The sequence below is a fragment of the Luteibacter sp. genome, from assembly GCF_036500425.1.
Classification (GTDB): Bacteria; Pseudomonadota; Gammaproteobacteria; order Xanthomonadales; family Rhodanobacteraceae; genus Luteibacter.
Genome location: NZ_DASYCB010000066.1, coordinates 1 through 13,082 on the forward strand (window position 1 = coordinate 1; position 13,082 = coordinate 13,082).

General features: G+C 66.0%; 15 protein-coding genes. 7 read left to right on the forward strand and 8 right to left on the reverse strand.

Annotation, left to right across the window (positions count from 1 at the left end; all coding sequences use genetic code 11):
* On the reverse strand, positions 1–1,287 hold a 1,287-nt coding region (gene recQ, locus VGN46_RS16220; protein ID WP_331645071.1), incomplete at its 3' end, for a DNA helicase RecQ.
* A gap of 180 nt (positions 1,288–1,467) precedes the next feature.
* Between recQ and VGN46_RS16225 the strand changes: the two genes are divergently transcribed.
* Positions 1,468–1,737 carry a hypothetical protein gene (locus VGN46_RS16225; RefSeq protein WP_331645073.1) on the forward strand — a complete coding sequence of 90 codons (270 nt, stop codon included), beginning with the start codon at positions 1,468–1,470 and terminating at the stop codon, positions 1,735–1,737.
* Here VGN46_RS16225 and VGN46_RS16230 read toward each other — a convergent pair.
* Complete coding sequence (locus VGN46_RS16230) at positions 1,734–2,105, reverse strand: MGMT family protein (RefSeq protein ID WP_331645075.1); 372 nt, start codon at positions 2,103–2,105, stop codon at positions 1,734–1,736. The two genes, VGN46_RS16225 and VGN46_RS16230, sit on opposite strands and share 4 nt — an antisense overlap.
* Before the next feature lie 75 nt (positions 2,106–2,180).
* Between VGN46_RS16230 and VGN46_RS16235 the strand changes: the two genes are divergently transcribed.
* Entirely contained in the window at positions 2,181–2,585 is a 405-nt protein-coding gene (locus tag VGN46_RS16235; protein WP_331645077.1) for a hypothetical protein, read from the forward strand.
* Between the two features lie 46 nt (positions 2,586–2,631).
* Here the strand turns inward: VGN46_RS16235 and VGN46_RS16240 are convergent, their stop codons facing one another.
* Positions 2,632–3,753, reverse strand: coding sequence for an inorganic phosphate transporter (locus tag VGN46_RS16240; RefSeq protein WP_331645079.1), 1,122 nt, complete (start codon positions 3,751–3,753; stop codon positions 2,632–2,634).
* Positions 3,754–3,766: 13 nt separating this feature from the next.
* A complete protein-coding gene (locus tag VGN46_RS16245; RefSeq protein WP_331645081.1) occupies positions 3,767–4,396 on the reverse strand; it encodes a pit accessory protein in 630 nt (209 codons plus the stop codon).
* A 116-nt stretch (positions 4,397–4,512) separates the two neighbouring features.
* Between VGN46_RS16245 and VGN46_RS16250 the strand changes: the two genes are divergently transcribed.
* Together VGN46_RS16250 and VGN46_RS16255 are read left to right on the forward strand one after the other, a co-directional pair.
* On the forward strand, positions 4,513–5,829 hold the full coding sequence (locus VGN46_RS16250) for a hemolysin family protein (protein WP_331645083.1): 1,317 nt from the start codon (positions 4,513–4,515) through the stop codon (positions 5,827–5,829).
* Positions 5,830–5,874: 45 nt separating this feature from the next.
* Positions 5,875–6,483: an exopolysaccharide biosynthesis protein gene (locus tag VGN46_RS16255; RefSeq protein ID WP_331645084.1), complete on the forward strand. Its 609-nt coding sequence runs from the start codon at positions 5,875–5,877 to the stop codon at positions 6,481–6,483.
* Between the two features lie 99 nt (positions 6,484–6,582).
* Here VGN46_RS16255 and VGN46_RS16260 read toward each other — a convergent pair whose 3' ends face one another.
* Entirely contained in the window at positions 6,583–7,353 is a 771-nt protein-coding gene (locus tag VGN46_RS16260) for an RNA methyltransferase (RefSeq protein WP_331645086.1), read from the reverse strand.
* A 135-nt stretch (positions 7,354–7,488) separates the two neighbouring features.
* On the opposite strand from VGN46_RS16260, the gene VGN46_RS16265 reads away from it, so the two are divergent.
* The gene (locus VGN46_RS16265) at positions 7,489–8,298 is read left to right on the forward strand and encodes an inositol monophosphatase family protein (protein ID WP_331645088.1); all 810 of its coding nucleotides are present in this window, start codon (positions 7,489–7,491) and stop codon (positions 8,296–8,298) included.
* Here VGN46_RS16265 and hda read toward each other — a convergent pair.
* Genes hda through VGN46_RS16280 form a run of 3 tightly spaced genes read right to left on the reverse strand, consistent with a single transcriptional unit; the run spans position 8,295 to position 11,137 of the window.
* Positions 8,295–8,990, reverse strand: coding sequence for a DnaA regulatory inactivator Hda (hda, locus tag VGN46_RS16270; RefSeq protein ID WP_331645090.1), 696 nt, complete (start codon positions 8,988–8,990; stop codon positions 8,295–8,297). The genes VGN46_RS16265 and hda overlap by 4 nt on opposite strands.
* Positions 8,987–10,147 (reverse strand): AI-2E family transporter, encoded by a 1,161-nt coding sequence (locus tag VGN46_RS16275; protein WP_331645093.1) that lies wholly within the window; start codon positions 10,145–10,147, stop codon positions 8,987–8,989. The genes hda and VGN46_RS16275 overlap by 4 nt, the downstream gene beginning before the upstream one ends.
* Before the next feature lie 3 nt (positions 10,148–10,150).
* A complete protein-coding gene (locus tag VGN46_RS16280) occupies positions 10,151–11,137 on the reverse strand; it encodes a DUF2066 domain-containing protein (RefSeq protein ID WP_331645095.1) in 987 nt (328 codons plus the stop codon).
* Between the two features lie 138 nt (positions 11,138–11,275).
* Between VGN46_RS16280 and purM the strand changes: the two genes are divergently transcribed.
* Together purM and purN are read left to right on the forward strand one after the other, a co-directional pair.
* Entirely contained in the window at positions 11,276–12,313 is a 1,038-nt protein-coding gene (purM, locus tag VGN46_RS16285) for a phosphoribosylformylglycinamidine cyclo-ligase (protein ID WP_331645097.1), read from the forward strand.
* 8 nt (positions 12,314–12,321) lie between these two features.
* On the forward strand, positions 12,322–12,957 hold the full coding sequence (purN, locus tag VGN46_RS16290) for a phosphoribosylglycinamide formyltransferase (protein WP_331645099.1): 636 nt from the start codon (positions 12,322–12,324) through the stop codon (positions 12,955–12,957).
* Positions 12,958–13,082: the final 125 nt, after the last annotated feature.

The window sequence follows — 13,082 nt, forward strand, 5'->3', positions numbered from 1 at the left end:
CAGATGCATGGCGCCAAAGCGTTGTCCGGTGCGATAGGCGCAGGACAACAGTTTTTGGGCGATCACCTTGCCGTCGCGCACCAGCGGCGGCGACAGGCAGTTGTCGCAATTGCCGCATTTGACGGCGTTGATGGTCTCGCCGAAATAAGCGAGCAGGCGCCGCCGCCGGCAGGAAGCCGTCTCCGCCAGCGCGACCAGCGCGTCGAGCTTGCCGATCGAGACCCGCTTATAGGCGTCCGATCCGTTGGATTCGTCGATCATGCGGCGCTGCTGCACGATGTCGGAGAGACCATACGTCATCCAGGCACTCGACGGCTTGCCGTCGCGGCCCGCGCGTCCGGTCTCCTGGTAATAGGCCTCGATGCTCTTGGGAAGATCGAGATGGGCGACAAAGCGCACGTCGGGCTTGTCGATGCCCATGCCGAACGCGACGGTGGCCACCATGACGATGCCATCCTCACGGAGAAAACGTTGCTGATGGCGCTGGCGCTTTTCCGCGTCGAGGCCGGCGTGGTAAGGCAACGCATCGACCCCGGCCTCGGCAAGCCAGGCTGCGGTTTCATCCACCTTGCGCCGGCTGAGGCAGTAGACGATGCCCGCATCGCCACGGTGGGCATCGAGCAGATCGAGCAACTGGCGGCGCGCGTTGTCGCGAGGTGCCACGCGGTAGCGGATATTCGGGCGATCGAAGCTGGAGACGAAGCGGCGTGCCTCGCCCAGGCGCAGCCGCTCGACGATTTCTTCCCGCGTGCGCTCATCAGCGGTGGCCGTCAACGCGATGCGTGGCACCTCCGGAAAGCGCTCGTGCAGGAGCGTGAGCTCGCGGTACTCCGGGCGGAAATCGTGACCCCACTGCGAGACGCAATGCGCTTCGTCGATCGCGAACAACGCGATGGGGATGCGATCGAGCAGCGCGAGGAAACGCGGACTCAGCAGGCGTTCGGGCGCGACGTAGAGCATATCGATATCGCCGGCCAGCAGCTGGTCTTCGACCTCCCGCTGGGCGAGCGCGTCGAGGCTGGAGTTGAGGTAGCGCGCCCTGACGCCCGCTTCAATCAGCGCATCGACCTGATCCTGCATCAGTGCGATGAGCGGCGACACGACGATGCCGGTGCCGTAACGCATGAGCGCCGGGATCTGGAAGCACAACGATTTACCGCCGCCCGTAGGCATGAGCACGAGCGCGTCACGGCCGGCGGCAACCTCTTCGACGATGGCCTGCTGCTGGCCGCGGAAAGCGGGATATCCAAAAACGGAATGAAGAATGTCGGAGGCGGAAGACTGCATGCGCCCATGCTAACAAACCGGGCCCCGTAGCCTGAACGGCGCGACACCCGAATCAGCGTAGGCCTACACCGCATTCAGCCGTCAGCGCTTGTTCCGAGGGCTGTCACAGGAGCGTAATGGATCCGGGCTAAGTGCCCGCCAGCCGCCGGCTTTTTCCGGCGCACCCAAGGGGAATCCATCATGCGCTACGCATTCATCGCCCTGCCTCTTCTGACCATCGCCGCCATGCCGGTATGGGCGGATGACGGAGGGGTCATTTCGTTCGCCGGCACGATCAGGGAGCCCACGCGCGTCGTCGGGGGAGGCCTGCTGCCTGCCGGTGGCAGCGGCAGGGGCGCGACGACTCGCCAGCTGTCGGCAGGCACGCTGGCCGGGGTGCCGCTGTTCGCCTACGCGCGCGACCGGGATTCGACCGTACGCTGGCAGGTCGTCGAGGTCACCTTCCGCTAGCCGCCGGCGAAACCCCAGATGGCGCGGTCCAGGTCATGGTCGAGCCCAAACGCGCTCATGGGGACGCGGCCGTCCTTCACCGTCACGCCCTCGGCCTTGAGCCGCTTGCACTGCTCGCGGTAACCCTGGGTGCCCACCGGGATGCCGATCTTGCCGTCGGCCCGCAGCACCCGGTGCCAGGGCAGGTCCAGGCGGTTGGGCGCGTCGCCCAGCACCCGGCCGATCAGGCGAGCGCGGCCCGGATAGCCCGCGCGCGCGGCGATGGCACCGTAACTGGCCACACGGCCACGCGGGATCGCGGCAACCGCCTCGATGATCCGCTGCGCCCGCAATGCGCGGGTTTCATCGTCGTCTAATTCTTCAGCCATGGTGGATTCGTGCACGCCAAACGAAACACGACGAGCGTACCATCCGGGGTCCATGATCGAGTCCAGGGCAAGACCATGCGTCACTTCGAGGCGATCCGCTCCCACATCGGCGGCATCCACAAGCTGCGCCAGAACGAGCCGTACCTCATCAGCTTCGACCTGGAGCTGCCGGACGGCCGGCACCAGGGCATCTACCTGGCCGAGCTGGAAGATAGCGAGGGCCTGCGCTTCCTGCGGCTTTCGACGCCGATTGGCCCGCTTTCGGGGGTGGATGCGCGGCGTTGCCTGCGTTTCAACTGGGAGCAGCGCACCGGCTACCTGGCCGAGGCGGACCTGGATGGCTCGCCTTTCCTGCACTTGTGCGAGAACCGGCCGTACGACTATCTGGATGAGCGCGAACTGGCCCGCCTGATCGAAGAGCTCGGCGCTACGGGCGACCAGCTCGAGCAGGTCGTCAACGGCGAGGCTGACGCGCTGTAGGGTATGGGCTCGATGAAGACCCACTCAGCGCCAGCGAAGGAACCACTTAAAACAAGTGGCCCAGCTTCACCAGCGCATAGCCCAGCGCAGCGGTGATCGGCAGCGTGAGGATCCATGCCCAGACCATGCGCTCCACCACCGACCAGCGGATCGCATTAAAGCGCTTGGCTGCGCCGACACCCATGATCGATGCCGACACGTTATGCGTCGTCGAGACCGGGATACCCAGCACCGACGCGGTAAGGATCACCGCGGCCGAGCTGCCCTCGGCGGCAAAGCCGTTGATCGGGTGCAGCTTCACCATCTTGTGGCCCAGCGTCCGGATGATCCGCCAGCCACCACCCGCGGTGCCGCCGGCCATGGTCAGGGCGCAGACCACCTTCACCCACACCGGGATCGGGAAGCCGCCGGGCGCGGCCGGGTCGTGCGCAATACGCAGGAACGAAAGGAAGGCCGGCAGGTGGTCGAACTGACCCGCCGCCGTGGCGCCCGCCAGCGCCAGAGCGATGATGCCCATGCTCTTCTGCGCATCGTTCATACCGTGCGACAGACCCATGGCGCTGGCCGAGACGATCTGCGCCTTGCCAAAGAAGCTGTTCACGAACGGCGTGCGGCCGAACCGGTGCAGGTAACCCTTTTGGCTGGAAAACCAGCCCAACAGCGCATAAAGCGCCCCCATCAGTACAAAGCCGATGACGAAGCCGAGGAACGGCGACACGATCATCGGCACGATGACCTTGGGTACGACGCCCTTGCCCATCCACCAATGTGCGCCGCCCTGCCACCAGATGATCGAGTGGATGTTCTCCTGCGACGCCGCAAGGGCGGCACCGACGAGACCGCCGACCAGGGCGTGGCTCGAGCTCGACGGAAGACCCAGCCACCAGGTGATCAGGTTCCAGATAGTGGCACCAAGCAACGCGCTGATGAGCAGCTGCGAGCCGACATCGACCACACCGGAATCGATAAGGCCGGAGGCGATCGTGGCCGCCACGGCCGTACCCCAGAGCGCGCCGGCAAGGTTGGTGACCGCCGCCAGCAAGACCGCCTGCCCTGGCGTGAGGACCTTGGTGGCGACCACGGTGGCGATCGAGTTCGCCGTATCGTGAAAGCCGTTGATGTACGTGAAGGCAAGGGCGATCAGGATGACCGCGATGAGCATGCTCATGGGACGCCCGCCCTCAGGAGTTCTTGAGGACGATGGCGTAGACGATGTTGCCGACGTCACGGCACTTGTCCACGGCCTTCTCGATCAGCTCGAACAAGTCCTTGGTCAGGATGGCGCGCAACGGATCGGAGCCCTCGGCGTAGAGCGTGCGGTAGGGATCGAGCAGCAGGCGGTCGGCCTCGGCCTCCAGCGCATGGAGCTGGTCGCGCAGCTTCTTCACCGGGCCGATCTTCAGGCCCTGGCGGAGCTGGGCGATCATGTCGACCACGACACCCGCCGACTGCTCGAGCAGCACCGCGCGCTGGCCGAAATCGACGCCCTGGAGGCGTTCGGCGACGATAACGTAGCGTTCGGCGAATTTCTCGATCGTCTTTGGGATTTTGTAGAGCGCCGAGTTCAGCGCCTCGATGTCCTCGCGATCCAAGGCGGTCACGAAGGTGTTAACCAGCTCCTCGCCAATCTGGGCGTGTAAGGCCTTTTCGCGGGCGCGGGTCGTGGTGAACGCGGCCATGACCGGCGAGCGGTCGGCGCGGGTCACCAGCTCATGCATGGCTTTCGCGCTTTCGCGGGCGGCTTCGGCACTCTCTTCAAGGAGGCCGTAGAACTTGTCGCCCTTACCGAACATGGTTTGGAGTGAAAACATGGGGATGCCTGGAGATCATCGGGGAATATGACGCTTATGTTACCGGACCTCGCACCGCCCTTGGTGCATCTGGCTGGGAAGACCTTACCGGCCGTGTCTGGTATATAGCCCTGCACATGCTCACCGAACTCCTGCTGGTCCTTGTCCTGTCCCTCGGCAACGCGTTCTTCGCCTTGTCCGAGATGTCCGTCGTGGCCTCGCGCAAGAGCCGCCTGAAGCACATGGCCCGGGATAGCCGGCGGGCCCGGGTGGCCCTGCAACTGGCCGAAGCCCCGGAGCGGTTCCTCTCGACCGTCCAGGTCGGCATGACCCTGATTATCCTGGTCACGGGTGCGGTCGCTGGCGACAAGCTGGGCGAGCATTTTGCCGAGCTGATCCATGGCGATGGCCCAGCCTGGCTGGAACCCTATATGCAGGTCGTCGGCTGGGTGGCGGGCTTCCTGTTGATGTCCCTGATCCAGATCATCGTGGGCGAACTGGTGCCCAAGCGCGCCGCCCTGACCGCCCCGGAGAAGATCGCCAGCCAGATCGCCGTGCCGATGCTGGTGATCTCGCGGATCACCCTGCCCCTGGTGTGGCTGTTGAACCATGTTTCCACCGGCATCCTCCGCGTGCTGCAGTTACACCGGCGCGGCGCGAGTGCGGCTACCGAAGAGGAAATCCGCCTGCTCGTCGCCGAAAGCGCCGAGCAGGGCATCCTGGACAGTGACGAGCGCAACATGGTGAACCGCGTGCTGCGCCTGGGCGACCGCGCGGTCGGTTCGGTGATGACGCCGCGGATGAAGATCGCATGGCTGGATATCGCCGCACCCCGCGAGGACAACCTCGAGGTGCTCCGGCAGACGCCGTTCTCGCGCTACCCGGTGTACCGCCGCGACGAGAGCGAGGTGATCGGCACGGTCGAGGTCAAATCGCTGATCCGCTCGCTGGAAAGCGGCGAAATGGATCTGTTCGCCCATGTCGCGCGCCCGTTGTTTGTGCCCGCCACCGCACGGGCCCTGGATCTGCTGGAGGCGTTCCGCGATGCGGATACCCAGCTCGCCCTGGCGGTGGACGAGTATGGCGATATCGAGGGCCTGGTCACGCTCAATGACCTGCTCTCGGCGGTCGTGGGCGCTACGGCACCTGCCGCCGACAACACCGCCCAGGATGGCCCGATCATCCGCCGCGACGACGGCAGCTGGCTGGTCGACGGTTCGCTACCGGCCGACGACCTGCGCGAGCTGCTACAGCTGGACCGCCTGCCCAACGAGGAAGAGCACGACTTCCGTACCGTCGCCGGCATGGTTACCACGGCGTTCGGGCACATCCCGCATGCAGGCGAGTCCTTCCGCTGGCAGGAACATCGCTTCGAAGTGGTCGACATGGATGGCGCGCGCATCGACAAGGTGCTGGTCAGCGTGGTCCCCGCCGATGAGCCGACCGAAGCCTAGGCGCCACTCATCCCCGGTTCAAGGCGATCTGGCGACGCTCGCCGCATGACCACCCATGAACCCCGCGAAGAGAAAACCGCCGCCCTGCTCCGGGCGGCCGCCATGGCAACGCCGGGCGAACGGATCACGGTCGAACAATTGCTCGAGCCGCTTAAGCGCAGGGCCTTCGGCTTCCTGCTGCTCCTGCTGGCCATCCCGAACTTCATCCCCGTCCCGCTAGGCATCGGTGGGGTCATGGGGGTGCTCGTGGTGGCGCTTGGCCTCGAAGTCTTGCTGGGCCTGGAGCACCCGTGGATTCCGGGATTCCTCAAGCGGCGGACGATGTCGCGCGAGGGGTTGCTGCGTTTCCTGGACCGTATTTCGCCGATCATCCGGCGCCTGGAAAAGGTCTGCAAACCGCGGATCCAGGCACTGACCCGGCGCCCGTTCACCTTCGTGTCCGGGGCGATCATGGTCCTGATCGGCATCCTGCTGGCGCTGCCGATCCCGTTCACGAATTACCTGTTCGGCGGGATGCTGATCGCCTTCGCCTTCGCCCTGGTCGAGCGCGATGGCGTGCTGTTGCTGGCCATATGGGTCACGACGATCGCCATGGTGGTGTTGTCAGCCACCTTCAGCCATGCACTGTTGAAGTTCTTTCGCGACTTGTACTGACGACACGCCTTGTAGGAGTGCGTTTGCGCGCGATGGGCCTTGCCGCGAGCACCCATCGCGCGCAAGCGCGCTCCTACGGGTCGGGCGCGATCGGGGGATTCAGTCGCGATCTTTGTGGGCGAGCTGGGCCATGCGCTGGGCATCGGCCAGGATGCCGTGGAGGATGCGTAGCTCGCGCAGTTCCGGGCGAGCGCGCAGGAACAGCTTGCGCAGCTTGAGCATGATGGTGACGGGTGAGCGGCCCTTATGGAATTCGATGTCATCCAGGGTTTCGCCCAGGTGGGTGAAGAAGCGCTCCACCTGCTCGGCGTCGGCCGGGACCTCGTCCGGGTCGACGTCGCCCGCCCCCACTGCCGGCGCTACCTCGCCGGCCAGCAGGGCCGTACGGATCTCGTAGGCCACGACCTGGACCGCCTGGGAAAGGTTGAGTGAGCTGAAGTCGTCGACACTCGGGATTCGCACCATGGCATGGCAGCGCGAAAGCTCATCGTTCTCCAGCCCGGTGCGTTCATTGCCGAATACCAACGCGACCTGCTCACCCCGGCGGGCGGCGGCAATGGCCTGGGCCGCCCCCTCGCGCGGGTCCAGTTCCGGGATATTCACGCCGCGACGGCGGGCCGAAAGGCCGAGCGCGAAGGTGGTGCCGGCCAGGCCGCCCACGAGGTCATCGACCACCACGGCCTCTCCCAGCACATCGTCCGCGCCGGCCGCCAGCGCCGTGGCCTCGGGGTCCGGGAAGCGGTTCGGGGCCACCAGGGTCAGGCGATCGAAGCCCATGGTGCGGATGGCGCGGGCGGCCGAACCGATGTTGCCCGAATGCGAGGTACGGACGAGGACGAAGCGAAAGTGGTCGTAGGGCGTGGAGGCCATGGGCGCCGGCTGGGTGACTCAGGACCGGAAAGTCTACACCGGCCATCGACTTGGGCGAGCGGGCAGCCGGTGCTAAACTGCCCGACCGATGCGGCTTTCGACCGCCTCCCCTGTTCTTTTGACAAGTCGATCCCCATGCCAAGACCCGCCGTCAACGTCGCGGCGCGCGCCGCGCGCTCCGCAGGAAACATCATCCTGCGCTACATGAACCGCATCGAGGGCCTCGCGGTCGTCGAAAAGCAGCGGATGGACTTCGCCTCCGAGGTCGACCGCCTCGCCGAAGCCGAGATCGTCAAGGAACTGCGCCGTGCCTACCCCACCCACGCGATCGTGGGCGAGGAATCCGGCCAGGTCGGCAAGGGTCCGCTGGTCTGGGTCATCGATCCGCTCGATGGTACGCACAATTACCTGCGCGGCATCCCGCACTTCTCCGTCTCCATCGCGCTGCTCGACAAGGGCGAGCCGGTGTACGGCGTGGTCTTCGATCCCCTGCGCGATGAGCTGTTCACCGCCAGCAAGGGCGATGGCGCCTACCTCAACGATCGCCGCATCCGCGTGGGTCGCCGCGATAACCTCAGCGGCGCCATGCTGGGTACGGGCTACCCCTACCGCGTGCGCAATCACCTGGAATCGCAGCTGGCCATCACCCAGGCCTTGCTCCAGGAAGCGGAAGACATCCGCCGCATGGGTTCGGCGGCGCTTGACCTGGCCTACGTTGCCGCTGGCCGCCTTGATGGTTATTTCGAGCCGGGCCTGCAGCCTTGGGACATGGCCGCAGGCGCCCTGCTGGTGCGCGAAGCCGGTGGCGTCTACAACGATTTCAGCGGCCGCGAAGGCCTGCCGGAGAGCGGCAACATCGTCGCCGGCAACCACAAGGTCGCCGCCGCGATGACGACGATCATCGGTGCGAACGCTACGCCGCGTCTGCTCGGTGTCAGCGCTTAATCGGGCTTTAGCAGGTTCTTGAGGAACGGCACGGTCACGCGACGCTGGGCAGCCAGCGTCGCGCGGTCAAGCGTGTCGAGCAGATCGAGTAGCGCGCCGAGGTCACGCGCGTGATGCGCGAACAACCAGTCAAGCACGGTGTCATCGAGTTCGATGGCACGGTCTGCCGCATGATCACGCAGCGCCTGCCGGCGCTCTGCATCACTCAACGGTTTCAGCACCGCCTGGGTCAGCGAACCCAGCCGAGAGCGCAAGTCGGGCAGCGCGATGTCGAGCGCCGCAGGCGCTACGTTCGCCGCGAACAACAGCGTGCAGCCATCGGCCTTGTAGCTGTTGAACGTGTCGAACAAGGCATGTTCGCTATCCGGATCACCTGCAATCGAATCGAGGTCGTCGATCGCGAGGACATCACTCCCCGCCATGCCACGAATCGCCGCCGCACGGGTACCGTGCAAGCCAGCGAGGGGCAGGTATTGGGCACTACGCCCCGCATCGATCGCCGCCTGGCAGGCCGCCACCAGCAGGTGCGTACGGCCACTGCCGAGCGGCCCTGCTACGAAGACCCAGGGCGCGGTGGCATCCACGGCGGCCGCGCGCACGGCCTCCAGCGCCACGGCGTTCTCGCCCGCGTGGAAATGTTCGAAACGCTGGCGGCGTGGCCAGCGCAACGCGAGGGGTAGCTGCGTACTCATGGCGTGTTGCCGGGTATCCGTGGCGTGGCCGGGTGGCTATCTACTTTCACGTCGACATCCACGTCCACATCGAGCACTTCCGCCTCGGGCGTGGCCGCCGGCGCCTTGTAGAGGTTGCTCTCGCGATAGCGCGCGAACACGTAGCGCAGGAGGACCACCACGACCGAGGCGGCGGGCAGCGCCAGCAGCACGCCCAGGAAGCCAAACAGATGGCCACCGGCCAGCACGGCGAAGATCACCGCCACCGGGTGCAGGCCGATCTTGCCGCCGACCAGGCGCGGCACCAGCACGTAACCTTCGAGCAACTGGCCCACGGTGAATACGCCGACCACGAGCAGCACATGGGTCCAGTCACCGTACTGCACCAGTGCGGCCACCAGCGCGGCGATGAAGCCGATCATGAAGCCAAGGTACGGTACAAAGCTGAGCAAGCCGGCGACCATGCCGATCAGCGGGCCAATGGAAACGCCGACCAGGGTGAGTGCCAGGCCGTAGAAGACACCGAGCGCCAGCATCACCAGCAGCTGGCCGCGGACGAAGGCGCCGAGCACCTGGTCCGACTCGCGCGACAGGCGCACGATAGTCGGCTCGACCGACCGCGGGATAAGGCGCTGGATGTGCGCGATCATCGTGTCCCAGTCGCGCAGCAAATAGAAGGCGACCACCGGGATCAGCACGGCATTCGTCATCCACGTGATGATGCCCATGCCCGATTGGGTGACTCGTGCCAGCGTGCGCGCGGCAATGCTGCCGATCGAGCCGATGTGCTCACGGATCGTCGCCAACACCTTATCTGGATCGAACGTATCCGGCTCAAGATGCAGGCGCTGCTGCACCCACGGCAAGGCAACGCTGCGTGCCCATTCCACGTAATGCGGCAGGTTGTCGATCAGGTTGCTGACCTGACGCTGGATCAGCGGCACCAGCAATAGCAGGATGCCGACTAAGATGATGGTGATCACGGTGAACACAATGCTCACCGCCCATGCGCGACCCATGCCGAGGCGCTGCAGGCGATCGGCCAGCGGGTCGCCCAGGTAGGCCAGCATGGCGGCCAGGGCGAACGGCATGAGCACCGGCGCCAGCAGCCAGATCACGAAGATGATGACGCCGATCAGCGCCAGCATCTGCCAACGGCGCGAATTATCGTTGGTCATGCGTCAGGGCACCCAGCGCACGGCGAGGTCGGCGCCATCATGGGCATCCGCCCCAAGGACATGGCCACCCGCTGCATAACCGGCGACCAGGCGGGCTAGCGGGGCACCGGCATTGACGTTGAACAGCACGCCATCGGATGTCGCGCTGACCGGCGTGATCGACTTCACCGACGGGTCATTCTGGAAGATCGCCAGCAGGCCGGCGTAATCCGTGGCCGAGCGCAGACCCGAGACCCACACCTTGCCGCTCGTGCTGCCGCCCGCATTGGCGGCGAAGGAACGATCGAGCTTGTCAGCCATGGCGTTGGCGCCATTGCTGAGCAGGGCGGCGCGGGCCTCGCCGCTATCTTGCCAGCTGGATACGCGACCGGCGTTCACCAGGGTCCACTCGGTGCCATCGTCGCGGACCGTGCCGACCAGGACGGTAGCGGTGTTGTACTGGCGAGCCACGCCGGCCACGGCTGAGGTATCGCCGGCGGCAAGGGCCTTGGCGTCGACCGGGGTATCGGCCTTGGGGGTCACGATCTGATAACCGCGGGCATCCGCCATCTGGGCCAGGGGCGCCAGGTCCTGCATGTTCAGGGTCTTGCCCGTGCCATCGTGGGCGATAACCAGCACGGGGGGCTTCGGTGCCGCAGCCGCCGCGTCACCCACGGCCAGCACCCGGCGGATCGCGCCCGGGTCAAAGGTGATCACCAGGGCCAGCGGGGCACCGTTGGCGCCGCCCGTGCGCTGGTACTGATACTGCTGGACCAGGCCGCCCGGCTGCTTCATCGCTTCCGCGTAACCCGGCTTGGTACGCGGGTCCGCGCCATTCGTGGCGCGGGCAAGGACCTGGGTGAGGCCATTACCGAAGGCATCATCGCGGACCGCCGCGCTGGTGTCAGGCACGGGTACGGAGACCGAATACATGGCGGTCTGGGCCATGGCCGGCCCGATGGCCGCCAGCAGCAAAAGCATCAGTAGGACGAGGGAACGGGCTGTGCGCATGGTTATGGCATCGCTACTGAGAAGGCGGGAAGTCTGCCCAAACCTTGGCATGGCGTCCATCCAGAGCGCGTGCAGGCCCGGTCTGGCGGCCTGCTTGCTGCTATCATTGCGCGTTTCCAATCAGTGCCGGAACCGCGTATGTCCTCCGACCAGGGCTCCCTTACCTACCGCGACGCAGGCGTCGATATCGATGCCGGCAATGCCCTCGTCGAGCGCATCAAGCCGATGGTCAAGCGCACCTTCCGCCCCGAGGTCATGGGCGGGCTGGGTGGCTTTGGCGGCCTTTTCGACCTTTCCGGTCGTTATAAGGAACCGGTGCTGGTCTCGGGCACGGATGGCGTAGGCACCAAGCTCAAGCTGGCCCACACCCTCGGCCGCCACGACACCATCGGTATCGACCTGGTCGGCATGTGCGTGAACGACGTGCTGGTCCAGGGCGCCGAGCCGCTGTTCTTCCTCGATTATTTCGCCACCGGTAAGCTCGACGTCGATACCGCCGCCTCGGTAGTCAGCGGCATCGCCAAGGGCTGCGAACTGGCGGGCTGCGCCCTGATCGGCGGCGAGACTGCGGAAATGCCGGACATGTACGCGCCGGGCGAATACGACCTGGCAGGCTTTACCGTCGCGGCCGTCGAAAAGTCCGCGATGAATGACGGCTCGAAGATCGTGGCGGGCGATGTGATCCTCGGTGTGGCTTCGTCGGGTCCGCACTCGAACGGCTATTCGCTGATCCGCCGCATCCTTGAACGCGCCGGCTCGCCGCTGGATACCGACGTTGGTGGCGTGAAGCTGGTTGATGCCCTGATGGCGCCGACCACGCTTTACGTGAAGCCGATTCTCGAGCTGATCGGCAAGGTGGACGTGCACGGCATGGCCCACATCACCGGTGGCGGCCTGAAGGAAAACATTATTCGCGTCGTGCCGGACGGCCTCGGCTTGTCGATCGATGCCTCGTCGTGGGAACTGCCGCCCGTGTTCCAGTGGCTGCAGCGCGAGGGCAACGTGGCCCGTGAAGAAATGTGGCGCACGTTCAATTGCGGCATCGGCTTCACCGTATTGCTGGACAAGAGCCAGGTCGAGGCCGCCAAGGCCGCCCTGGCGGCCCATGGCCTGGATACCTGGGTGATCGGTTCGGTCGTCGCCGCCAGCGGCGACGAGCGCGTCCACATCGCCTGAGATATTTCGTGGATCGTCCCCTGCGCGTCGCCGCGCTCGCTTCCGGGCGCGGCAGCAATCTTGCCGCGCTGATCGCCGCGCGCCTACCCGTCGAGTTCGTACTGGTCGGTAGTGATAAGGCGAAGGCCGGCGCCTTGCAGATCGCCCGCGATGCGGGCATTCCGACCGTGGCGATGAGCCCGAAGGATTATCCCGACCGAGTGGCTTTCGACCGCGCGCTCTTCGGTGCCCTGGCCGACGCCAGGCCCGACCTGCTCGTGCTCGCCGGCTACATGCGCATCATCGATGCGTCGGTCGTCGAGGCATGGGAGGGCCGCGCGATCAACATCCACCCCTCGCTGCTGCCGAAGTACCAGGGCCTGCATACGCACCGCCGCTGCCTTGAGGCGGGCGATACCGAACACGGCGCCAGCGTGCATTTCGTCACCGCCGAGCTTGATGGTGGCCCGGTGGTGGCACAGGCACGCATCAGCGTCGGCCCCGGCGATACCGAAGAAACCCTGGCGACACGCCTGTTGGTCGAAGAGCACCAACTCCTCCCCGCCGTCGTCCGCGCCATCGCCGCCGGCCGCCTGCGCTGGCAGGGCCAGCCCACCTTCGATGGCGCCCCCCTGACCACCCCCCTGACCACCGCAGACCTGTAGGAGCGCGCTTACGCGCGATCGGTGCTCGCGGCATGACCCATCGCGCGCAAGCGCGCTCCTACAGGGAGCAGAAGCCAGCGTGCGGGGTAGCCCGGTGATTCCACATTCAGGCACTGGGTTTAAAC